General features: G+C 70.6%; 23 protein-coding genes and 1 pseudogene. 10 read left to right on the top strand and 14 right to left on the bottom strand.

Annotation, left to right across the window (positions count from 1 at the left end; genetic code table 11):
• Window positions 1–28 precede the first annotated feature (28 nt).
• The 8 genes and pseudogenes from ruvB to M8231_RS14295 all read right to left on the bottom strand — a co-directional run bounded on the left by ruvB (window position 29) and on the right by M8231_RS14295 (window position 5,219).
• Entirely contained in the window at window positions 29–1,072 is a 1,044-nt protein-coding gene (ruvB, locus tag M8231_RS14260; protein ID WP_250201763.1) for a Holliday junction branch migration DNA helicase RuvB, read from the bottom strand.
• A gap of 148 nt (window positions 1,073–1,220) precedes the next feature.
• A complete protein-coding gene (ruvA, locus tag M8231_RS14265; RefSeq protein ID WP_249751914.1) occupies window positions 1,221–1,838 on the bottom strand; it encodes a Holliday junction branch migration protein RuvA in 618 nt (205 codons plus the stop codon).
• Between the two features lie 143 nt (window positions 1,839–1,981).
• Window positions 1,982–2,473 (bottom strand): annotated as a pseudogene (gene ruvC / locus M8231_RS14270) (crossover junction endodeoxyribonuclease RuvC); the annotation flags it as partial.
• Window positions 2,474–2,516: 43 nt separating this feature from the next.
• A complete protein-coding gene (locus M8231_RS14275; RefSeq protein ID WP_249749419.1) occupies window positions 2,517–3,215 on the bottom strand; it encodes an MgtC/SapB family protein in 699 nt (232 codons plus the stop codon).
• Between the two features lie 47 nt (window positions 3,216–3,262).
• Entirely contained in the window at window positions 3,263–3,781 is a 519-nt protein-coding gene (locus M8231_RS14280) for a hemerythrin domain-containing protein (RefSeq protein ID WP_250201764.1), read from the bottom strand.
• A gap of 75 nt (window positions 3,782–3,856) precedes the next feature.
• Complete coding sequence (locus M8231_RS14285; protein ID WP_249749417.1) at window positions 3,857–4,123, bottom strand: type II toxin-antitoxin system RelE/ParE family toxin; 267 nt, start codon at window positions 4,121–4,123, stop codon at window positions 3,857–3,859.
• A gap of 7 nt (window positions 4,124–4,130) precedes the next feature.
• Window positions 4,131–4,409 (bottom strand): hypothetical protein, encoded by a 279-nt coding sequence (locus tag M8231_RS14290; protein WP_249749416.1) that lies wholly within the window; start codon window positions 4,407–4,409, stop codon window positions 4,131–4,133.
• 36 nt (window positions 4,410–4,445) lie between these two features.
• On the bottom strand, window positions 4,446–5,219 hold the full coding sequence (locus M8231_RS14295; RefSeq protein WP_249749415.1) for a YebC/PmpR family DNA-binding transcriptional regulator: 774 nt from the start codon (window positions 5,217–5,219) through the stop codon (window positions 4,446–4,448).
• 133 nt (window positions 5,220–5,352) lie between these two features.
• Between M8231_RS14295 and M8231_RS14300 the strand changes: the two genes are divergently transcribed.
• On the top strand, window positions 5,353–5,547 hold the full coding sequence (locus M8231_RS14300) for a hypothetical protein (RefSeq protein ID WP_249749414.1): 195 nt from the start codon (window positions 5,353–5,355) through the stop codon (window positions 5,545–5,547).
• 17 nt (window positions 5,548–5,564) lie between these two features.
• On the opposite strand, the gene fliE is transcribed toward M8231_RS14300, so the two are convergent.
• The 3 genes from fliE to flgB are packed head-to-tail and all read right to left on the bottom strand — an operon-like array spanning window position 5,565 to window position 6,719.
• Window positions 5,565–5,867 (bottom strand): flagellar hook-basal body complex protein FliE, encoded by a 303-nt coding sequence (fliE, locus tag M8231_RS14305; RefSeq protein WP_249751913.1) that lies wholly within the window; start codon window positions 5,865–5,867, stop codon window positions 5,565–5,567.
• A gap of 13 nt (window positions 5,868–5,880) precedes the next feature.
• On the bottom strand, window positions 5,881–6,267 hold the full coding sequence (gene flgC, locus M8231_RS14310; RefSeq protein ID WP_249751912.1) for a flagellar basal body rod protein FlgC: 387 nt from the start codon (window positions 6,265–6,267) through the stop codon (window positions 5,881–5,883).
• Between the two features lie 47 nt (window positions 6,268–6,314).
• Window positions 6,315–6,719 carry a flagellar basal body rod protein FlgB gene (gene flgB / locus M8231_RS14315; protein ID WP_201217041.1) on the bottom strand — a complete coding sequence of 135 codons (405 nt, stop codon included), beginning with the start codon at window positions 6,717–6,719 and terminating at the stop codon, window positions 6,315–6,317.
• A 151-nt stretch (window positions 6,720–6,870) separates the two neighbouring features.
• On the opposite strand from flgB, the gene M8231_RS14320 reads away from it, so the two are divergent.
• From M8231_RS14320 to M8231_RS14330, 3 genes are all read left to right on the top strand, one after another.
• Complete coding sequence (locus tag M8231_RS14320; RefSeq protein ID WP_249749413.1) at window positions 6,871–7,146, top strand: FliO/MopB family protein; 276 nt, start codon at window positions 6,871–6,873, stop codon at window positions 7,144–7,146.
• Window positions 7,147–7,322: 176 nt separating this feature from the next.
• Window positions 7,323–8,123 (top strand): flagellar type III secretion system pore protein FliP, encoded by an 801-nt coding sequence (gene fliP / locus M8231_RS14325; RefSeq protein ID WP_250202625.1) that lies wholly within the window; start codon window positions 7,323–7,325, stop codon window positions 8,121–8,123.
• A gap of 113 nt (window positions 8,124–8,236) precedes the next feature.
• Complete coding sequence (locus tag M8231_RS14330; RefSeq protein ID WP_201217035.1) at window positions 8,237–8,515, top strand: HU family DNA-binding protein; 279 nt, start codon at window positions 8,237–8,239, stop codon at window positions 8,513–8,515.
• Window positions 8,516–8,551: 36 nt separating this feature from the next.
• On the opposite strand, the gene M8231_RS14335 is transcribed toward M8231_RS14330, so the two are convergent.
• Window positions 8,552–11,413 (bottom strand): tetratricopeptide repeat protein, encoded by a 2,862-nt coding sequence (locus M8231_RS14335; RefSeq protein WP_250202626.1) that lies wholly within the window; start codon window positions 11,411–11,413, stop codon window positions 8,552–8,554.
• A gap of 119 nt (window positions 11,414–11,532) precedes the next feature.
• Between M8231_RS14335 and M8231_RS14340 the strand changes: the two genes are divergently transcribed.
• The 6 genes from M8231_RS14340 to infB all read left to right on the top strand — a co-directional run bounded on the left by M8231_RS14340 (window position 11,533) and on the right by infB (window position 19,018).
• Complete coding sequence (locus M8231_RS14340) at window positions 11,533–11,916, top strand: DUF983 domain-containing protein (RefSeq protein ID WP_249749410.1); 384 nt, start codon at window positions 11,533–11,535, stop codon at window positions 11,914–11,916.
• A gap of 101 nt (window positions 11,917–12,017) precedes the next feature.
• Window positions 12,018–12,716, top strand: a complete 699-nt coding sequence (gene trmB, locus M8231_RS14345) for a tRNA (guanosine(46)-N7)-methyltransferase TrmB (protein WP_249749409.1) — start codon at window positions 12,018–12,020, stop codon at window positions 12,714–12,716.
• 127 nt (window positions 12,717–12,843) lie between these two features.
• Entirely contained in the window at window positions 12,844–13,437 is a 594-nt protein-coding gene (gene rimP, locus M8231_RS14350; protein WP_249749408.1) for a ribosome maturation factor RimP, read from the top strand.
• Window positions 13,437–15,194 carry a transcription termination factor NusA gene (nusA, locus tag M8231_RS14355; protein WP_249749407.1) on the top strand — a complete coding sequence of 586 codons (1,758 nt, stop codon included), beginning with the start codon at window positions 13,437–13,439 and terminating at the stop codon, window positions 15,192–15,194. Before rimP ends, nusA begins: the two co-directional genes overlap by 1 nt.
• Before the next feature lie 18 nt (window positions 15,195–15,212).
• The gene (locus M8231_RS14360) at window positions 15,213–15,872 is read left to right on the top strand and encodes an RNA-binding protein (protein WP_250201765.1); all 660 of its coding nucleotides are present in this window, start codon (window positions 15,213–15,215) and stop codon (window positions 15,870–15,872) included.
• A gap of 107 nt (window positions 15,873–15,979) precedes the next feature.
• The gene (infB, locus tag M8231_RS14365) at window positions 15,980–19,018 is read left to right on the top strand and encodes a translation initiation factor IF-2 (RefSeq protein ID WP_249749406.1); all 3,039 of its coding nucleotides are present in this window, start codon (window positions 15,980–15,982) and stop codon (window positions 19,016–19,018) included.
• Between the two features lie 49 nt (window positions 19,019–19,067).
• On the opposite strand, the gene M8231_RS14370 is transcribed toward infB, so the two are convergent.
• Together M8231_RS14370 and M8231_RS14375 are read right to left on the bottom strand one after the other, a co-directional pair.
• Window positions 19,068–19,523: a MaoC family dehydratase gene (locus M8231_RS14370; RefSeq protein WP_249749405.1), complete on the bottom strand. Its 456-nt coding sequence runs from the start codon at window positions 19,521–19,523 to the stop codon at window positions 19,068–19,070.
• A gap of 53 nt (window positions 19,524–19,576) precedes the next feature.
• A complete protein-coding gene (locus tag M8231_RS14375; protein ID WP_249749404.1) occupies window positions 19,577–20,557 on the bottom strand; it encodes a threonine ammonia-lyase in 981 nt (326 codons plus the stop codon).
• Window positions 20,558–20,578: the final 21 nt, after the last annotated feature.

The raw sequence follows: 20,578 nt of genomic DNA on the forward strand, positions 1-20,578 counted from the left end.
TGATGCACCGATCGCCGGGCGGCGCAACTCAGCGCTCGTCGAACAGGTCCGGCGCGGCGACGGCCCCCGAAGGCGGGGGCTGGGGCGGCGGGGTCAGGCCCAGGTGGGCGTAGGCGCGCGCGCAGGCCATCCGCCCGCGCGGGGTGCGCATGATGAAGCCCTGCTGCAGCAGATAGGGTTCGATCACGTCCTCGACGGCGTCGCGCGCCTCGGCGATCGCCGCCGCCAGGGTGTCCATGCCGACCGGACCGCCGCCGTAGTTCTCGATCAGCGCCTTCAGGAAGCGCCGGTCCAGGCTGTCCAGGCCCGCCTCGTCCACCTCCAACCGCGACAGGGCGCGCGCGGCGACCGCCTTGGTGATGGTCACGCTGCCGTCGGCGTCGGCGAAATCGCGCACCCGGCGCAGCAGCCGGCCGGCGATCCGGGGGGTGCCCCGCGCCCGCGTCGCGATCTCGCGCGCGCCGCCCTCGTCGATGCCCGCGCCCATCTTGCGCGCCGCGCCGCGCACCACCGCCGACAGTTCCTCCGGCGTGTAGAATTCCAGCCGCAGCGGAATGCCGAACCGGTCGCGCAGCGGCGTGGCCAGCAGGCCCGCCCGCGTCGTCGCCCCGACCAGGGTGAAGGGCGCAAGGTCGATCCGCACCGAGCGCGCCGACGGCCCCTCGCCGATGATCAGGTCCAGCACATGGTCCTCCATCGCCGGATAGAGGATCTCCTCCACCTGGGGGCTCAGCCGATGGATCTCGTCGATGAACAGGACGTCGCGCGGCTCCAGATTGGTCAGGATGGCCGCCAGATCGCCGGCCTTGGCCAGGATCGGCCCGGACGTGGCGCGAAAGCCGACGCCCAGTTCGCGCGACACGATCTGCGCCAGGGTGGTCTTGCCCAGGCCCGGCGGTCCGAACAGCAGCACATGGTCCAGCGCCTCGGCCCGACCGCGCGCGGCGTCGATGAAGACCTTGAGGTTGCCCTTGGCCTGCGACTGGCCGACGAATTCGGACAGGGTCTGGGGCCGCAGGGCGCGGTCGTAAGCCTCGCCGGTTTCTGCTTCTGGAGAGATGACGCGGGTCATATTGAAATTCCGCTCATCCCGGCGAAAGCCGGGACCCAGTTCTTTCGCACCGCGAGACGCGGGACGCCTTTCGGTGTTCTCAAATCAGCACCTGAGCGCCCAAAGCACTGGGTCCCGGCTTTCGCCGGGATGATCGGGGAATAAAAATTCACCGCCCCAGCTCCTGCAGGGCCGCGCGGATCACGGCGGACAGGTCGGCGTCCTCGCCCAGGCGGATCAGGGCCTGGTCCACGGCCCGGCGCGCATTGACCTCGACCACGCCCAGACTCAGCAGGGCCGACACGGCTTCTCCCGTTATCGAGGGCGGCGGGGGCGCCGCCTCGGCATGAACGCCGGATGCGCTCGGGGCGAAGGTCGCCTCGCCCAGCGGCTTGCCCTTCAGCTCGGTGACGATCCGCAGCGCCAGCTTGGGTCCCACGCCGTTGGCGCGCGCCACCGCCGCCTTGTCCTCGCGCGCCACCGCGCCCGCCAGTTCGCCGGGCGGCAGGACGTCCAGCACCGCCAGCGCCGCCTTGGGCCCGACCCCCTGGATGGCCAGAAGGGTGGTGAAGGCCCGCCGCTCGTCGCGGGTCAGAAAGCCGTAAAGGCGCGGCCCGGCGTCCTCGCTCCACTGCGAATGGATGTGCAGGGTCGCCTCGTCGCCCGGCGCCGGCAGGCGGCCCAGGGTGCGCGCCCCGCACGACGCCACATAGCCCACGCCGCCGCAGTCGATCAGGCAGTCCGCCTCTCCGACCTCGGCCAGCACGCCCCGCAGACGCCCGATCACGCGATCCTCCCCCGTGAAGCGAAGCGGTACGGGGGAGGGGGACCGCGACGCCCTTGCGTCGTGACGGATGGGGCGACCTCAGGCATGGTGCTTCGGTTCGCCCCGTCCACCGCTTCGCGGTCCGCCTCCCCCGCAATGCGGGCGAGGATCCGATGCTTCCTCAACTGCGCGTGGGTGATGGCCACGGCCAGGGCGTCGGCGGCGTCGGCCTTCACGTCTCCGGCGGTGGGCAGCAGGCGTTTGACCATGAAGGCGATCTGGCTCTTGTCGGCGTGGCCGGCGCCGACCACCGCCTTCTTGATCAGGTTCGGCGAATATTCCGCCACCGTCAGCCCCGCCTTGGCCGGCGCCAGCATCACCGCCGCCCGCGCATGGCCCAGCTTCAGCGTCGAGGCCGGATTGACGTTGACGAACACCTCCTCGACCGCCGCCTCCTCGCAGCCGTGTTCGGCGCAGATCGCCCCCACATGGTCCAGCAAGTGCACCAGCCGTTCGGCGAAGGGCGCGGCCTCGGGCGGCGTCACCACCCCGTGGGCGACCCAGCGCAGCCGCGCGCCCTCGGCCGCCACCACGCCCCATCCGGTGCGCCGCAGGCCGGGGTCCAGCCCCAGGATTCGGATGGAGTCGTTCGCCATCCGTTCCTCATGCCCCAAAGACGGTTAGCGAGCAATGAACCCGTCAGTCGTCGCGCGGGTCCAGCCGGTAGGCCGCCACCCCGGGCAGGCGGCGAAGCGCCTCGCCCAGCGTCAGGAGATCGCCGTCCGCCGTCACCTTCAGGCGCCAGGCGCGACGTTGCAGCCGCCCCTCGTCGACCAGTTCCAGCCGGTCCGATCGCGGCGCGGGGTCCACGGTCTTCACCGCCGCCACGACCGCCTGACCCGTCGCTTCGTCCCCGCGCGCCCAGGCGACCTCCACGTCCGCCAGGATGCGGGCGGGCAGGTTGCGGCTGATCAGCCTCAGGCCGATCAGGATCAGCGCCGTCACCACGGTTCCCGCCGCCCCCAGGCCGTAGAGGCCCGCCCCGAACAGCAGCCCCAGGGCCGAGGTGATCCACAGCGACGCCGCCGTGGTCAGGCCGTGGATGGAAAAACCGGTGCGGAAGATCACCCCCGCGCACAGGAAGCCGATGCCGGTCAGCACCCCGTGCGCCATGCGGGTGGGATCGGTGACGATGTTCTCGTCCGGCAGGGCGCGGAAGGCCCAGTCCGCCTGCGACATGGCCGCCAGCATCAGCAGGGCCGAGGCCAGGCTGACCAGGATGTGGGTGCGGAACCCCGCCGCGCGTCCGCGCCATTCGCGCTCCAGCCCGATCACGCCGCCGGCGACGACGGCGCCCAGGATCGGCAGGAAGGCGTCGGGAAGATTCTCCAGGTTCATCCGCCTTCAACGGCGGCGCTTTTCGGATGTTCCGGGGACGGATCGTCTCAGGCGTGCGCGTCGACGTAGTGTTCCGGGTCCTTGTTCACCGGCTTGACGCCCGTGATGTGCTCGGCCTCGAAGGCCGCGAACCGGACCGCCAGGTCGTGGCGCACGGCGACGTCCGCGTTGATGCGGAAATCGGTCAGACCCTGGCGCTCTTCCTCGCCCATGTGTTTGGAGTTGACGACATTGGCCTGGCCCACCGCCTCGAACCACGCCTTGGAGCCGACCGCGTGCGCGGCCACGGCCTTGACGGCGTCGCGCAGCTTGTTGTGGTCCTCGATGGCGTCCTCGGTCTCGCCCTCGACGGTGCCGTCCTCGGCGTCGTTGGCGCCTTCGCCCAGCTTCAGCAGCTGCGGATAGAAGAACCGTTCCTCGGCCTCGGCGTGCACGTCCAGAAAGGCCGACAGCCGGCTCCAGACCTTCGTCAGGGCGTCCGTGTCCTTGGGGTCGATCTGTTCGATGATGGCGAACAGCCGACGCTGCTCGGCGTGGTCGTCCAGGATCAGCTGGGTGATGTCCATCGGGGGCGCTCCGGTCGCAACGGTGAAGCCTCGATACGCCCGGCGCGCGGCCCGGTTCCGTGCGAACGACTCGCTCTATTCAAACGGTTTGCGCGCGCCGTGCCAGAGGCGAAGGATTGTGACCGCCTCGCCGCCGACCGTGTAGACGATCAGATAGGGCGTATCCGAAACCTTCAGTTCACGCGTGCCGTGCTTGCGGCCTTCACGGCCTCTATTGGGCAGGTCGCGCAGAGTGCGCGCCGCCTCGACCAGACGATCCTGAACGCGTTCGGCGGCCGAGGGATTGTCGGCGGCGATGAAGGCGTAGGCGTCGAGCAGATCCGCAACGCCTCGTCCGACCAATCGACCCTCATCCCCTGCGGGCGGCGCGTTGCGCGGCCAGGGCGGCGACCACGTCCTCTTGCGGATGAAGGCGGCCTTCTTCCAGCGACTTCAGACCCTTGTCCACGGCGGCCTCAAAGGCCGTTTCCTCGTCTGTGGACGCAAAGGGCGTCGCCTCTTCCTCCACCGCCATGTCCCACACCGCCATGGCGACGATGTCGCCGATCGGGGCCTGTCGGGCGTTCGCCAGGGCGTCCAGCTTGGCCTTCACGGCCTCGTCCAGGGCGATGGTCGCATGCACGGTCATGCAGCGACCGTATCACGGCCGCCGCCCTCGCGGAAATCACCCCGCGTACTTGGCCGCGTCTTCGTCCGAGACGTCCTCGTTGGAATAGACGGCCGAGACGTCGTCCTCGGCGTCCAGCGCGTCCAGCAGCTTGAACAGGGTCCCGACCGCGTCGCCGCTGACCGGCACCTCGGACTGGGGCTTCCAGACGATGGCGGTGGACTTGGGGTCGCCCAGCACCTTGGACATGGCCTCGGCCACCTCGTTCAGGTCCTCAAAGGCGGTCCAGATGGTGTGGCCGGGCGCGTCCTCGTAGATGTCGGGCTTCTCCAGGTCGCTCTCGACGTCCTGGGCGCCGGCCTCGATGGCGGCCTCCATCACGGCGTCCTCGCTGCCCGCCTCGGCCGGATAGACGATCTTGCCGACCTTGTCCCACATGAAGGCGACCGAGTTCATCTCGCCCAGCGCCCCGCCGTTCTTGGAGAAGGCGGCCCGGATGTTCGAACCGGCGCGGTTGCGGTTGTCGGTCAGGGCTTCGACGATGACGCCGACGCCGCCGGGGCCGCGGCCCTCGTAGCGGATTTCCTCCATCGTGTCGGCGTCGCCCGAGGTCGCCTTGTTGATGGCGCGCTGGATCACGTCCTTGGGCAGGCTCTCGGCCTTGGCGTTATTTACCGCCAGGCGCAGGCGCGGGTTCATGGCCGGGTCCGGCAGGCCCGACTTTGCCGCCACGGTGATGTCGCGCGACAGCTTGGAGAACAGCTTGGAGCGCGCCGCGTCGGCCCGCCCCTTGCGGTGCATGATGTTCTTGAACTTGGAATGGCCGGCCATGGGATCGTCTTCGAAAGTCTGAAACCTGAGCCGCGCGTCCTAGCGGATGGGCGCTTGCGTGTCACGACGGGGGTTGCGCGGGAACCGTCGCCGTGCGCACGGATTGAACCGACACGGAATACGGAGCACCCCCATGACCGCCCCCGACGTCATCATCGAGGATCACGAGGACGAGGCCTTCGACGACGCCGACATCGTCGAATGGTACGAGGCGCGTCCCATCACCCTGTCGACCGCGGCCGTCACCGGCGCCGTGATCAGCGCCTTCGCCCTGGGGGCCCTGACCGCCGTCGGCGCCCTGTTCCTGATGGGGCGCCTGGACGACTGAGGCCGTCTGGCCGGCCGTCAGATCGGCATGGCCATGATTTCCTTGTAGGCCGATATCACCTGGTCGCGAACCGAGATCACGGTTTCCAACGACGCTTCGGCCGAACTGAGCGCGGTCACGACGTCGATCAGATTGCCCTGGCCGGCGATGGCCTGGGTCATCTGGGTCTCGGCCGCGCGCGACTGCTGACTCATGTCGGTCATGGCCGACTTGACCAGGTCGGCGAAGCCGCCGTCCCCGGCCTGGGGCGCGGGCGTGGCTGTGGGCATGGCCCCGCCCTGGACGGCGGCGTAGGCGCGGGCGGCCATCATCGGATTCATCACGGCTCAGCCCCTAGCGCTTGATGATGTCGAGGGTGCGCATGTCCATCGACCGCGCCGTCTCGATGACGTTCAGATTGGCCTCATAGGCGCGCTGCGCTTCGCGCATGTCCATCGCCTCCACCAGGGTGTCGACGTTGGGCCGCATCACATAGCCTTGCGCGTTCGCGGCCGGGTGCGACGGGTCGTAGTCCATCTTGAAGTCGCTCTGGTCGGGCCGCACCTCGGCCAGGGCCACGCCGGTGGCGCCGGCGACCTCGCGCGGCTGGAAAACCGGCGTCTGGCGACGATAGGGTTCGCCGCCCGGCGTGCGCGCCGTCGACTGCGCATTGGCGATGTTCTCGGCGATGATGCGCATGCGCGACTGCTGCGCCTTGAGGGCGGAGGCGGCCACGGCCATGGCGGAGTTGGAGGGCGGGATGGGGTCCGGCATGGGTCAGTCCTTCCTCACGCCTGGCCCGGCTTCTTGGCGGCCAGGCGGATCATCGACATCGACTTCTGGTAGAAGCCGATGGCGGCGTCATAGGCCATGCGGCTCTCGGCCATCTTCAGCATCTGCTCTTCGACCACCACCGAATTGCCGTCCAGCGTGGTTTCGGAATCCGGCGCCCGGGTCGAATCGAAACGGACCGGCGATCCGGCCGGGGCGATGTGGGCGGCGTTGGTGCGCGTCATGGTCAGCCGACGGTTCTGCATCGCCGCGGCGAAGTCGGTCGGCTGCTTCAGGTCGCGGCCGACGTAGCCGGGCGTGTCGGCGTTGGCGACGTTGGAGGCGATGACCCTCTGGCGCTCGTCCAGCCAGCCCAGGCGGCCCTTGATCTGGCCCAGCAGAGGAATGTCGGCGACGCCCATGGCGATCTCCCGTCGGCGCCCGGCGGGGCGCGATGGGCAGAAAATGCCGCCTGCATGGTTAATAGGCCGTTATCTCAACCGGTCGTTAACCCTGCCGGTTAACAGTCGCCCCCGAACGCGCGCCCTCGCCGGACGCGCGCCGGGCGATCTGATGAACTTCCTCGACCTTCTCCGCGCCGTCTTCGGCCTGGCCTTCACCCTGGGCCTGATCGGCCTGGCCGCCTGGGCCGTGCGCCGCTATGCGCCCCAGCTGATGGCCCGGCTCCAGGCGCACAGGGGCGAGCGGCGGCTGCAGGTGGTCGAGACCCTGGTGCTGGACCCGGCGCGCCGGCTGGTCCTGGTGCGCGTCGACGACGAGGAACGGCTGATCCTGCTGGGCGAGGGCCGCGAACTGATCGAGCCGCGCCAGCCCGGAGGCGCCAAGTGAAGCCTTTCGGTTTTCTCCCTCCCCCTGCGGGGGAGGGTCGTCGCGCAGCGACGGGGTGGGGGCGGCCTGGCAAGGCCGCGCGGCCCGACGCAAGACAGATGGGCGATGCGTCGCCTTGCCCGCCCCACCCGACCTCGCTCCGCTCGGCCACCCTCCCCCGCAGGGGGAGGGAGAGGATTTTCGCCGTTCCCGCCGCCGCCGAGTTGAAGCGCGCCGCCCTGCTGTCGCTGTTCACCACGCTGGTGTGCCTGGCCTGGCCCGTCGTCGCCCTGGCCCAGGAGGCGGCCCAGTCCGGTTCCGCCATCAACATCGACCTGGGCACCGGCTCCGGCCTGACCCAGCGGGTCGTGCAGCTGATCGGCCTGATGACGGTGCTGTCGCTGGCGCCGTCGATCGTCATCATGACCACCAGCTTCGTGCGCATCGTGGTGGTGCTGTCGCTGCTGCGCACGGCGCTGGGCCTGCAGCAGTCGCCGCCGAACGCCGTGCTGGTGTCGCTGGCCCTGTTCCTGAGCGCCATCGTCATGGCTCCGACCTGGCAGGACGCCTATGATTCGGGGGTGCGTCCGCTGCTGGATCAGCAGATGGAGCTGCCCCAGGCGTTCGATGCGGCGTCCGAACCTGTGAAAACTTTCATGCTGTCCCAGGTGGACCGGGGCGACCTGGCCCTGTTCACCCGCCTGTCCCGCATCGAGGCGCCCCAGAACGTCCAGGAGCTGCCGCTGCGCGTGGTCACGCCCGCCTTCATGATCAGCGAGCTGAAGCGGGCCTTCGAGATCGGATTTCTCCTTTTCGTTCCGTTCCTTGTGATCGATCTGGTGGTCGCCAGCGTGCTGATGTCCATGGGCATGATGATGCTGCCGCCGGTGGTCGTCAGCCTCCCGTTCAAGTTGATCTTCTTCGTGCTGGTGGACGGCTGGCGACTGGTCGCGGGCAGTCTGGTGGAGAGCTTCCAGAGGGGCGCCGGCGGGGGATAATCCCCGCCCCGCAAGGCTTTGCGCGTTTTCCGCGCTTGCAATGCCGTCCGAAATCCGCGTTGATCCGCCGGTCCTCGCCCTGAATTGGGCGACTAACACTGGAAACGCTTCTCATGACCACTCAAGCCGAACTGATCGCCGCTGTCGCCAAGGACGCCGGTGTCTCGCAGGCCGACGCCGGCAAGGTGCTGACCGCCATCGTCGAGAACATCCACAAGTCCCTGAAGTCGGGCGGCGACGTCCGCATCTCGAACCTGGGCGTTTTCGACACCGCCGCCCGCGCCGAGCGCGAAGGCCGCAACCCGGCCACCGGCGCCACGATCAAGATCGCCGCCTCCAAGGCCGTGCGCTTCCGCGTCTCCAAGCCGCTGAAGGACGCCGTAAACGGCTAAGGCCTTTCGCCCGTCCCGCCTGGGACGGATCGAAGCTTACGAACGGGCGGGGGTCGCGGCGCGATCTCCGCCCGTTTCCGTTCGGAAGTCCGCCTTGGCCTTCTCGACCCAGCCGACGAAGGTGTCGGCCCCGCTGGACAGGGCGGAGAAGTCGCCGGCCCCCGCCACGCCCGACAGGCTGTCGTCCAGGGACACGCGGATGGCGTTGGCCGATTTCGCCCGGTCCAGGAACGGCCGGTACTGGCCGCTCAGCCGTTGCAGGGCGGCGCGGTTTCCCGCCAGCGAATAGCCCACGCCGGCGCGGACCAGCCAGCTTTCTTCGGACGGCGACAGGGCCGTGGCCGTGTCGCGGTATCGTCCGCCCAGGCGCGCCTCGTACAGGGCCGCGGCCTCGGCCCACTTCTGCTGCTTCCACAGGATGTCGGCGCGGACCTCGCGGGCGGGGTCGGACTGGTCCCGGTCCAGCACCTCCAGCGCATGGTCGAACCGGCCCAGATCCATCAGGGCGCGCGCCTCCAATGCCCGGCGTTCGCTGTTCATCGCTGTCGGCAGCAGGGTGGTGCGCGAGCCCCAGATCGCCTGCAGCGCCTTCTCCGGCTGGCGGTCCATCAGATAGACGGTGGCCAGATTGGTCGCGACCTGGGCCTTGGCCACGCCGTCCAGCCGCTCGTCCACCTGGTGCTTCAGAAGTTCCGCGGCCTGGTCCAGCAGGTCCACGTCGATCAGCCGGCGGGCCAGGCGGCGCACCATCTCGTCGCCGTCGGCGCCGATCGGCGTCAGTTCGCGGAAGTCGTAGAACAGCGCCAGGGCCTGGACCGGCTGCAGGCCGTCGGCGGCGCCGTCCAGGAACAGGGCGCGGAAGGCGTCGGACTGGTCGGCCATGATCTCGGTCGCGCCCGGCACGCCGGCCATCCGCTTGCCCGCGCTGCGCAGCGCGTCCAGCGCCTCGCGATAGCGGCCACGCTGCAGATAGATGTCCGACAGCTTGCGGATCACCGCCAATTCGGTGGCGTCGCCGCGCCAGCGCCATTTCAGCTGCTCCAGCTGCTGGGCGGCCTGGTCGGGCGTGATCGCGCCCTTGTCCATCTCCAGGCTGACCACCCCAAGGCGCGCGGGCGTGGCGATCGCCTCGATCGGGGCGCGCGCCACCGCCTTGTACACCGCCAGCGCCCGGTCCTTGTCGCCGCTCAGGTCGAACAGCCGCGCCTGCACCAGCCGGGCTGTCAGCTGGTCCGCCGCCGGGGCGTCCTGGCTGAAGACATAGGCCAGCAGCTGGCGCGCGGCGGGCAGGTCGCCCGTCTCGATCGCCGCCATCGCATGGGCGGCGCCGAAGCGGGCGCGCCATTCCCGGGGGAAGTCGTCGACCACCGAGGCGCCGGCGGCGAAGGCGCGGCGCGCCTCGGTCCAGTCGCCCTGTTCGGCGGCGATATAGCCGCGCCAGACCTGGGTGGCGGGATCGTTGGCCAGGGCCGCCCCGGAAAAGTCGGCCTGCGCCTCCTCAAGCCGGCCCACGCCGACGCGCGCGACGCCGCGCAGGCCCCGCACCTCGGGCTCGCCCAGCATGTTGGGCGCCTTGTCCACCAGGGCGTTCAGCACCCCGATGGCCTCGTAATTCAGCCCCGATCCGACCAGGAAGCGCGCCAGGGCCAGCCGCGCCGAGATCGGGGCGCGGGGGTCGCCGTCGGCGGCGATCGTCTCCAGCCCGGCGGCGTCCTGCAGCCGGCGATAGCGGTCCGAGAAGCCCGCCTGGCCCAGCTGCGCCCACTCGTCCAGGATCAGCGCCGGATGGGCGGCCTTGCGCGGCGCGTCGGCGTCATGGTCGCCCGCCTCCAGCAGGGCCGACGGCGGCGACAGGGTCAGGCCGCGCGGCCGGCTCAGCGTCACCAGGTCCCCGGCGGCGTCGATCTTCAGGTCGTCGGTCGGCGTCTCGACCGCCAGGCCCTGGGCGGTCGGCAACAGGGTCAGATCGACGGTGCGGCGCGGCTGGCCCAGCCCCTTGCCGGGCGCCAGGGCGGTGACGGCGGCGAAGCGGTCCCCCGCCAGCGGGTCGGTCAGCCAGACCGTCTTGGTCGCCCCCGCCATCCGGGCCGTCAGCACCGGCGAGCCGTCGGCGGACCGGTCGATCTCCACCCCGGTCGCGCCCGACGGCGGCCCGCCCAGCGTCACGGTCCAGGTCCCGCCCTGCCCCTGGGCCGACAGGGCCAGCCCCTCGGGCGCGGACAGGCGCACCACGGTGTAGTCGGGGCCGGCGGCCCAGCGGGCGTCGCGCGCCTGGCCCAGGGCCCGCGCCCCGGTCAGGTCCATGCGGGCGGCGGTGTCGAACACGATCCAGACCGCCTCGCCGCGGCGGAAGACGGCGGCCCCCACCGGGGCGGCCCACTGGAAGGTCAGCACCGTCTTGTCGTCGCTGGCCACGGCGCGGACCGGCACCACCGAGCGTTCCGTCGCGGCCCGTTCGGCGCGGCTCGGCTCGGGCGCCTTGCCCGGCGCATAGAGGTTCAGCCACACCGCCCCGTCGGCGACGCCGGACCGCGCCTCGGCCCCTTCGGCCAGGGTGATGATCAGGTCCGTGCCGCCGCGCGCCTGGCGCGTCTCGACCCCCGTGACGCCCTCGGGCGGATCGACCCTGAGGCGCGAGACGTCGGGCGCGGCGGTCGTGCCCAGCCGCACCACCACCTTGTCGCCGTCGCGCCGCACCTGGCTGCGCACGCCGATGACGCCGCCGAACTCCAGCCGGGTGAATTCGCTGGACTGGCCGATGTCGATCGACAGCGGATCGCCGCCGCGCGAGGCCGCCTCCTGCGCCAGGGGCGCCAGGGGGGCGAACGCGACGGCGCCGGCCGCGGCGGCCGCCACGGTCGTGTTCAGGATGCGTTTGCTGGCCAGGGCCCCGGACATATCTTCCAAGCCCTTGCCCCAAAGCCCTTTAATCGCGGTTAACCGCCGTTCACCGTAGAGTTACGGATAGGACCGTTCGTCCCAGCGACAAGCGCCGCGTTCCGGCTCAGGATGACCCCATGCAAACGCCCCGCCTCAGCACCCTGAAGACCGGCCTGGCCTGCCGCTGCCCGCGCTGCGGCAAGGGGCCGCTGTTCAAGGGCTATCTGTCGCTGCGCGAAAGCTGTCCGGACTGCGGCCTGGACTACGGCTTCGCCGATCCGGCGGACGGCCCGGCCTTCTTCGTCATGTCCGGCGCCGGCCTGATCGGCATGATCTTCATGATGGCGTTCGAATTCACAGTCCATCCGCCGATCTGGGTCCATGCGGTCGTGACCCTGCCGCTGCTGGTGGCCCTGTGCCTGGGGTGCCTGCGCCCCTTCAAGGCCTGGCTGGTGGCCGAACAGTATGTGCACAAGGCCGCCGAGCCGACGTTCGAAAGCGTGGGCAAGCACGGCGACTGAGGCCCCGCGCGCCGGGCCTCGGTTGACACCGGCGCGCAAACCCTGTGTCAGGCGCGCTCAGATTCAGGCCCCGTTCGATGGGGCGCCGCCCGCCGAAGTCCGTGTCCGAACCCGAAAACCCCCATATCGACCGTCCCCTGCGGTCCTTCGGCCGCATCAAGGCCCGCCCGATCAAGCCGCGCCAGGCGGCCTTGATGGATACGCTGCTGCCGGCGGTCGCCGTGCCCGACCCCAAGGCGGGGCCGCTGGACCCCCAGGCGCTGGCGCCCCAGGCGACCGAGGTCTGGCTGGAGATCGGCTTCGGCGGGGGCGAGCACATGGCCGCCCAGGCCGCGCGTCGGCCCGACGTGCTAGTGATCGGCTGCGAGCCGTTCCTGAACGGCGTCGCCTCGGCCCTGCGCCACATCGACGAGCAGGGCCTGAAGAACGTCCGCATCCACGCCGACGACGCGCGCGACGTGGTCGACGCCCTGCCGGACGCCTCGGTCGACCGGGTGCTGATCCTGTTCCCCGACCCCTGGCACAAGGCCCGCCACAACAAGCGCCGCCTGCTGCAGGACGAGACGGCCCAGGCCTTCGCCCGCATCCTGAAGCCCGGCGGGACGCTGCGCTTCGTCACCGACTGGCGCGACTATGCCGAATGGGCGCTGGAACGCCTGGAGCGCACGCCGGGCCTGCAACGGGTCGGCCCGGCGGACCAGGACTGGTTCGCCGCCCCCGCCGACCACGTCGTCACCCGCTACGAGGAAAAGCGGCTGGGCGACACGACGCCGATCTTCCTCGAATACCGGCGGCTGTGACGAAGAGGGCTGACAAGCGGTCGTGATGCGCCTATATGGCCTCTCACATCGTTAGACCGGCGTCCGACGACGCCGTATCGAAGCGGCGGCCCGGACGGACCGCCGCTTTTGTTTTGGACCGACCTCTTTGCGCGCAAAGACCGCACAGGACCGCCAGCTTCTGGAGCTGATCGACCCCGTGGCCGAAAGCCTGGGCCTGGACGTCGTGCGCGTGCGCCTGATGTCGGGTTCCCGGCGCCAGCGCCTGCAGGTGATGGCCGAGCGCCCCTCCGACCACGACATCTCGGTCGAACAGTGCGCCAAGTTGAGCCGCGCCATTTCCGAGGTGTTCGACGCCGCCGACCCGATCGCGGGCGAATATCTGCTGGAAGTCTCGTCGCCCGGCGTCGACCGGCCCCTGACCCGTCCCGTGGACTTCGACCTGTTCGAGGGCGAGGAGGCGCGGCTGGAAACCGACCGGATGATCGAGGGCCGCAAGCGCTTCAAGGGCGTGCTGGCCGGGTTCGAGGACGGAAACGTCCTGATCGACCTGGACGGCGAGGACGACACCGCCCTGATCCCCTTCGACTGGCTGGCCGACGCCAAGCTGGTGCTGACCGACGCCCTGATGAAGCGGGGCGCCGCCATCCGCGCCGCGCGCGGCGAACCCGAAGACGACGGCCTGCCCGAAGGGGCGGCCGAACACACCGACACCAAGACCCCCTCTGAGGACAACGCCTGATGGCCGTCACCGGTATTTCCGCCAACCGCCTCGAACTGCTGCAGATCGCCGACGCGGTCGCGCGCGAGAAGAACATCGACCGCGAGATCGTCATCGAGGCGATCGAGGAGGCGATCCAGAAGGGCGCCAAGTCGCGCTACGGCGCCCACCACGACATCCGCGCCAAGATCGACCACAAGACCGGCGAACTGGCCCTGACGCGTCACGTCACGGTCGTCGAGGACGACTGGCAGCCGGAAGACGAGCTGGAAGAGTTCAACGACAGCGCCATGGTGCGCCTGAAGGACGCGCTGAAGCGCGACCCCGAGGCCGTGGTCGGCAAGGACTACGTCGAGGTCCTGCCGCCGTTCGAATTCGGCCGCGTCCAGACCCAGATGGCCCGCCAGGTCGTGACCGGAAAGGTCCGCGAGGCCGAACGCGCCAACCAGTACGAAGAGTTCAAGGACCGCGTCGGCGAGATCGTCAACGGCACGGTCAAGCGCGTCGAATACGGCAACACCATCGTCGACCTGGGCCGGGGCGAGGGCGTGATGCGCCGCGACCAGTCCATCCCGCGCGAGGTGTTCAACATCGGCGACCGCATCCGCACCTACATCTACGACGTCCGCCCCGAGGCCAAGGGCCCGCAGGTGATGCTGAGCCGCGCCCACCCCGGCTTCATGGCCAAGCTGTTCGCCCAGGAAGTGCCCGAGGTCTATGACGGCGTGATCGAGATCCGCGCCGCCGCCCGCGACGCCGGCTCGCGCGCCAAGATGGCGGTGCTGTCGAACGACAGCTCCATCGATCCGGTCGGCGCCTGCGTCGGCATGCGCGGCAGCCGCGTGCAGGCGGTCGTCGCCGAACTGCAGGGCGAGAAGATCGACATCATCCAGTGGAACAACGACGAGCCGACCTTCATCGTCAACGCCCTGGCCCCGGCCGAGGTGTCCAAGGTCGTGCTGGACGAGGAAGCCGGCCGCGTCGAGGTCGTGGTGCCCGACGAGCAGCTGTCGCTGGCCATCGGCCGTCGCGGCCAGAACGTGCGCCTGGCCAGCCAGCTGACCGGCTGGCAGATCGACATCATCACCGAGGCCCAGGATAGCGAGCGCCGCCAGAAGGAATTCACCGAGCGCACCGCCCTGTTCCAGGACGCCCTGGACGTGGACGAGGTCATCGCCCAGCTGCTGGTCACCGAAGGCTTCGCCACGGTCGAGGACCTGGCCTATGTCGAGCCTTACGAAGTCGCCGAGATCGAGGGCTTCGACGAGGAGACCGCCGAGGAACTGCAGGCCCGCGCCCGCGACTTCCTGGACAAGAAGGCCGCCGAGCTGGACGCCAAGCGCACCGAGCTGGGCGTCGAGGACGCCGTGCTGGACGTGCCGGGCGTGACCCTGGGCATGGCGGTCGCGCTGGGAGAGGGCGGCGTCAAGACGGTCGAGGACCTGGCCGACCTGGCCACCGACGAGATCCGCGGCGGCTACGAAGTCCGCGGCGGCGAGCGCGTCAAGGTTCCGGGCGTGCTGGAAAGCTTCAACCTGGCCCAGGAGGACGCCGAGCTGCTGATCCTGCAGGCCCGCGTGGCCGCCGGCTGGATCGACGCGTCCGAACTGCCGCAGCCCGAGCCGGAATACGAGGAAGAGGGCGAGTACGCCGAGGGCGAATACGATCCCGACCAGGTGTTCGGCGAAGCCTCGTCCGAGGGGCTGGAAGAGGCCGAGCTCGAGAACGGCGACGCGGAGGTCTTCGCCGAAGACCTCGAACAGTCCCGCGACGCGTGATGGAGACCCTGGCCCTCCATGAGCTTGCGCGACGCGACGATCGATAGGGAACGCCGGGACCTGGTCAGCCACCAGGTCATGGACGAATCTCGCCTGATCCGTTTCGTCGCCGGGCCCGAGGGCCAGGTCGTCCCCGACCTGGGGCGCAAGCTGCCCGGGCGCGGCCTGTGGGTCGAGGCGACCCGCGCCGCGGTCGATCAGGCGGTCAGGAAGAACGGCTTTTCCCGCGCCGCCAAGACGCCGCTGTCGGCCCCGGCCGACCTGTCCGACATGGTCGAGAGACTGCTGGCCCGGCGCTGTCTGGACCAGCTGGGTCTTGCCCGGCGCGAAGGCGTGCTTATCTCCGGCTTCGAAAAGTCCGCCGCGGCGATCCGTTCAGGCAAGGCCGCCTGGCTGGTCGAGGCGTCCGACGGATCGGCCGACGGGCGCGGAAAGCTGCTGGCCCTGGCCGCCCACCAGACCGCCCGCATCTGCGGCGCGTTCGGCGCGGACGATTTGAGTTTGGCCCTCGGGCTGGAAAATGCGATACACGCCGTCCTGCTTGCGGGCGGACGGGCCGATCGCTGGACCATCGAGGTCGAACGACTGGCCGGATTTCGGCCGCTTCGCCCCCCTCACTGGGATGTTTCCGGTGACGAGGACGGATCGGCGGGAGCCCCACCGACAGGGGCGAGTTGAGGATTTTGGCGGGCGCGGGCCTGTCTCCAGGGACGGAGACGGGCTCACGGCCGTTCATGTGCATTGAAGACGACGGCGGGCTGTTCCGCCCCAAGTAAAGCGACCGGATGAGCGACGAAAACGACAAGACCAACCAGGGCCAGGGCTCCAACACCGGCGGCGCGCCGTCCCAGACGGGACCGCGCGCGCCGCTGAGCCTGAAGCCGCGCGCCGCGGGATCGGTTTCGACCGGCACCGTGAAGCAGAGCTTCAGCCACGGCCGATCCAAGACGGTGGTGGTCGAGACCAAGCGCCGCGTCGGCGCCAGCGGCCCGCAACGGCCGCAGGGCTTCGACGTCGCGCGTCCGCGCAACGACCAGGGCCAGGCCCCGCGTCCGCAGGCGCCGCGTTCGTCCCAGCCCGCCGGCGGCGCCCTGTCGCCCGAGGAGCAGGAGGCCCGTCGCCGCGCCATCGCCCTGGCCACCCAGGCCAATGCGGAACGCGAACGCGCCGCCGCCGCCGAACGCGCCCAGCGCGAGGCCGAAGCCCGCGAGCAGGCGGCCGCCACCGAACGCGCCGCCCAGGCCGCCCGAGACGAGGCCGCCGCCGCCAAGGCCGCCGCCGAGGCCGCGCGCGCCGAGGCCGCCAAGCTGGCCGCCGCCGCCCCGGCCCCGGCCGCCAAGCCGGCGCCCAAGCCGGCCGCGCCCGCGCCGGCCGCACCCGCCGCGCCTGCGGCCCAGGCGCCGACCCCGGCCCAGACTCAGCCCCCCGCCGCGCCGTCGCGTCCGGCCGCGCCTGCACGTCCGGCCGTCAACTTCGGCCAGCGGGCGCCCAAGCCGGGCAATCCGCAGCGCGCGCCCGCCGAACGTCCGGCCTTCGGCGGCCGCTCGGCCCGCGAACAGGCGATGGGCGGCGGCGAGCGGTCCTATTCCGATCGTCCCGAGCGCCCGTCGTCGGACCGCCCGCAAGGCGCCCGCTCCGGCGCACCCGGCGCGCGGCCCCAGGGCGCCCGTCCGGCCGAGCCGGTCCGCTATTCGGCGCTGAACCCGCGTCCCGCCCCCGGCGGCGCCCGTCCGGGCGGCCCGCGCACCGGCCCCGGCGGCCGCGCCGCGCCCAACGCTCCGCCCGCGACGCCGGAAGTGGCCCGTCCCAGCCGCTCGACCGGCGCCGGCTTCGGCCGTCCGGTCGGCCGCGACGACGACCGCGACAAGCGCTTCTCCGACGCCGGCAAGGCGGTCAGCCGCACGCGCGGCGAGCCCAAGCGCCGCGAAGGCCGCATGACCATCCAGTCCGTGGTCGGCGACGGCGACGCCGCCGAGCGGATGCGCTCGCTGGCCTCGGTCCGCCGCGCCCGCGAACGCGAGAAGGAAAAGCGCAAGGGCGGATCGACCGACGCGCCGAACCGTCCGCGCGAAGTGGTCATCCCCGACGTCATCACCGTGCAGGAGCTGTCCAACCGGATGGCCGTGCGCGGCGTCGACATCATCAAGTTCCTGATGCGTCAGGGCATGATGATGAAGATCAACGACGTGATCGATTCCGACACCGCCGAACTGGTGGCCGAAGAGTTCGGCATGGCGGTCAAGCGCGTGTCCGAATCCGACATCGAGACGGGCTTCCTGGGCGAGGCCGACGACGCCGAGGCGTCCGAAACCCGCGCCCCCGTCGTGGCCATCATGGGCCACGTCGACCACGGCAAGACCAGCCTGCTGGACGCGCTGCGCACCACCGACGTGGCGGCGGGCGAGGCCGGCGGCATCACTCAGCACATCGGCGCCTATCAGGTGCGGCTGGAGGACGGCCAGAAGGTCACCTTCCTGGACACCCCCGGCCACGCCGCCTTCTCGGCGATGCGGGCGCGCGGCGCCACCGTCACCGACATCGTGGTGCTGGTGGTGGCCGCCGACGACGGCGTCATGCCCCAGACGATCGAGGCCATCCAGCACGCCAAGGCGGCCGGCGCCCCGATCATCGTGGCGGTCAACAAGATCGACAAGCCGGACGCCAATCCGCAGAAGGTCGTCAACGAGCTGCTGCAGTACGAGGTCATCGCCGAGAGCCTGGGCGGCGACACCCAGATCATCGAGGTCTCGGCCAAGAACCGCACCAACCTGGACGGCCTGCTGGAAGCCATCCTGATCCAGGCCGAGGTCATGGACCTGCGCGCCAACCCCGACCGTTCGGCCGAAGGCGTGGTCATCGAGGCCAAGCTGGACAAGGGCCGCGGCCCGGTCGGCACCGTCCTGGTCAAGCGCGGCACGCTGAAGCGCGGCGACATCGTCGTGGCCGGCGGCGCCTGGGGCAAGGTCCGCGCCCTGCTGAACGAGCGCAACGAGCAGCTGACCGAGGCCGGCCCGTCCGTCCCGGTCGAGATCCTGGGCCTGGACGAGGCGCCGTCGCCCGGCGACGTCTTCGCCGTGGTGGATTCCGAAGCCCGCGCCCGCGAGCTGACCGAATACCGTCAGCGGGTGAAGCGCGAGAAGGCCCAGGTGTCGGGCGGCTCGGTGTCGCTGGTCGACATGATGGCCAAGCTCGGCTCCAAGAAGATCAGCGAACTGCCGGTCGTCATCAAGTCCGACGTCCAGGGCTCGGGCGAGGCCATCGCCGCCTCGCTGGAGAAGATGGGCAACGACGAGGTCCGCGCGCGCATCGTTTATTCGGGCGCCGGCGGCATCACCGAGAGCGACGTCAACCTGGCCAAGTCGGCCGGGGCGCCGATCCTGGGCTTCAACGTCCGCGCCTCGAAACAGGCGCGCGACCTGGCCGAGCGCGAGGGCGTCGAGATCCGCTACTACGCGATCATCTACGACCTGCTGGACGACATGAAGGGCGTGCTGTCGGGGATGCTGGCGCCGCTGCAGCGCGAGACCTTCCTGGGCAACGCCCAGGTGCTGCAGGTGTTCGACATCTCCAAGGTCGGCAAGATCGCCGGCTGCCGCGTCACCGAGGGCGTGGTCCGCAAGGGCGCGCGCGTCCGCATCATCCGCGACGACGTGGTGGTGCTGGAACTGGGCGTGCTCAACACGCTCAAGCGCTTCAAGGACGAGGTCAACGAGGTGCCTTCGGGCCAGGAGTGCGGCATGCAGTTCGCCGGCTTCCAGGACATCAAGGAAGGCGACTACATCGAGTGCTTCACGGTCGAAGAGATCAAGCGCACGCTGGACTAGGGGCAAGGGCCCGGAACGCAGGTTCCGGGCCCTTTTCCTTTTGGCCGCCTCAGCCGCCGACCATCTGCATCCCCAGCCATTCCGCGATCAGGGCGGGCTTGTCGCCGCCCTCGATCTCGACCGTCAACTCGTGCTTGAGCAGCCAGCGGCCGCCGCCCTTGTCCTCGGCCGACAGCAGCTTGAACCGGCCGCGCACGCGCGATCCCGCCGGGACGGGCGCCAGGAAGCGCAGCTTGTCGAAGCCGTAGTTGACGCCCATCACGACCCCGTCCAGCGGCGCGACCGCGTCATAGCTCATGGCCGAGGCCAGGCTGAGGGTCAAGAAGCCGTGCGCGATCGTCCCGCCGAACGGGGTTTTCTTCGCCGCCTCCGGATCGACGTGGATGAACTGGTGGTCCTCGGTGCAGTCGGCGAAGGCGTCGATGCGCGCCTGGGTGATCTCGAACCATTTCGAGACCCCGACCTCCTGCCCGATCAGGCCCTGCAGTTCGCTGGTCTTGGGCATCCTGTCCTCCCGTTGTTCGCGCCACCTTCCCCGAAGCGGGGCGCGAAGGGAAGTCAGGCCTGAAAACGCCCCTCGATGATGGCGGCGAACAGGCCGGGGTCGACGTTGCCGCCCGACAGGACGACGGCGGTCACCCGATCCTTCGCCTCGATCTTTCCGGCCAGCAGGGCGGCCAGCGACACGGCCCCGCCCGGCTCGACCACCAGCTTCAGATGACGGAACGCGAAGGCCACGGCCTCGGCCACCTGGGCGTCCGACACCGTCAACGCCCCGGCGCAGCGCCGGTTGATCGGAAAGGTCAGCTCGCCGGGCATGGGCGCCATCAGCGCGTCGCAGATCGACGGCGGCCCCTGGGGATGGGCGACGCGTTCGCCGGCCGCCAGGGAGCGGGCCGTGTCGTCGAAGGCCTCGGGCTCGACCACGACGACGTCCGTCTGCGGACTGCGCTCGGCCATGACCAGGTTGATCCCCGCCATCAGCCCGCCGCCCGAGGCGCCGCACAGCAGTTGGTCGATCGTCCCGTCGGCCTGGTCCAGCATCTCCAGCGCCGTCGTGCCCTGGCCTTCGATGACGAAGGGGTCGTCGAACGGCGGCACCAGGACCGATCCGCGCTGGGCGGCGATTTCGGCCCCGATGGCCTCGCGGCTCTCGCTCCAGCGGTCGTAGAAGCGCACCTCGCCGCCGAAGGACCGCACGCCCTCGACCTTCACCGCGGGGGAATCCGCCGGCATGACGATGATGGCCGGCGTCCCGACCAGGCGCGCCGCCGCCGCCACGCCCTGCGCGTGATTGCCCGAGGAGAAGGCCACGACCCCGCGCCGCCGTTCGTCCTGGTCCAGACGGCTGATGCGGTTGTAGGCGCCCCGGAACTTGAAGGCGCCGGCGCGTTGCAGGGTTTCCGCCTTCATCAGCACCCGGCCGCCGATCCGCTCGTTCAGGGCCGGGCTCTCGACCAGCGGGGTGCGGACGGCGACGCCCTCGATCCGGCGGGCGGCGTCCAGCACGCCTTCATAGCTGGGCAGGCGGTTCGTCATGTGCTCCCCTTAGCGTAAAGC

Origin of the sequence: Brevundimonas albigilva (assembly GCF_023573565.1) — a bacterium.
Taxonomy (GTDB): Bacteria; Pseudomonadota; Alphaproteobacteria; order Caulobacterales; family Caulobacteraceae; genus Brevundimonas; species Brevundimonas albigilva.

Excerpts from the sequence above, each read along its gene's own strand:
- M8231_RS14295 (WP_249749415.1), bottom strand. The coding sequence starts at position 5,219 with ATGGCCGGCCATTCCAAGTTCAAGAACATCATGCACCGCAAGGGGCGG.
- M8231_RS14375 (WP_249749404.1), bottom strand. The coding sequence starts at position 20,557 with ATGACGAACCGCCTGCCCAGCTATGAAGGCGTGCTGGACGCCGCCCGC.
- M8231_RS14330 (WP_201217035.1), top strand. The coding sequence starts at position 8,237 with ATGACCACTCAAGCCGAACTGATCGCCGCTGTCGCCAAGGACGCCGGT.
- fliE (WP_249751913.1), bottom strand. The coding sequence starts at position 5,867 with ATGAATCCGATGATGGCCGCCCGCGCCTACGCCGCCGTCCAGGGCGGG.
- M8231_RS14300 (WP_249749414.1), top strand. The coding sequence starts at position 5,353 with ATGACCGCCCCCGACGTCATCATCGAGGATCACGAGGACGAGGCCTTC.
- M8231_RS14360 (WP_250201765.1), top strand. The coding sequence starts at position 15,213 with ATGAGCTTGCGCGACGCGACGATCGATAGGGAACGCCGGGACCTGGTC.
- infB (WP_249749406.1), top strand. The coding sequence starts at position 15,980 with ATGAGCGACGAAAACGACAAGACCAACCAGGGCCAGGGCTCCAACACC.
- M8231_RS14335 (WP_250202626.1), bottom strand. The coding sequence starts at position 11,413 with ATGTCCGGGGCCCTGGCCAGCAAACGCATCCTGAACACGACCGTGGCG.
- M8231_RS14370 (WP_249749405.1), bottom strand. The coding sequence starts at position 19,523 with ATGCCCAAGACCAGCGAACTGCAGGGCCTGATCGGGCAGGAGGTCGGG.
- ruvB (WP_250201763.1), bottom strand. The coding sequence starts at position 1,072 with ATGACCCGCGTCATCTCTCCAGAAGCAGAAACCGGCGAGGCTTACGAC.
- M8231_RS14275 (WP_249749419.1), bottom strand. The coding sequence starts at position 3,215 with ATGAACCTGGAGAATCTTCCCGACGCCTTCCTGCCGATCCTGGGCGCC.
- M8231_RS14280 (WP_250201764.1), bottom strand. The coding sequence starts at position 3,781 with ATGGACATCACCCAGCTGATCCTGGACGACCACGCCGAGCAGCGTCGG.
- flgB (WP_201217041.1), bottom strand. The coding sequence starts at position 6,719 with ATGGGCGTCGCCGACATTCCTCTGCTGGGCCAGATCAAGGGCCGCCTG.
- M8231_RS14320 (WP_249749413.1), top strand. The coding sequence starts at position 6,871 with ATGAACTTCCTCGACCTTCTCCGCGCCGTCTTCGGCCTGGCCTTCACC.
- M8231_RS14290 (WP_249749416.1), bottom strand. The coding sequence starts at position 4,409 with ATGACCGTGCATGCGACCATCGCCCTGGACGAGGCCGTGAAGGCCAAG.
- nusA (WP_249749407.1), top strand. The coding sequence starts at position 13,437 with ATGGCCGTCACCGGTATTTCCGCCAACCGCCTCGAACTGCTGCAGATC.
- flgC (WP_249751912.1), bottom strand. The coding sequence starts at position 6,267 with ATGGCCGTGGCCGCCTCCGCCCTCAAGGCGCAGCAGTCGCGCATGCGC.
- M8231_RS14340 (WP_249749410.1), top strand. The coding sequence starts at position 11,533 with ATGCAAACGCCCCGCCTCAGCACCCTGAAGACCGGCCTGGCCTGCCGC.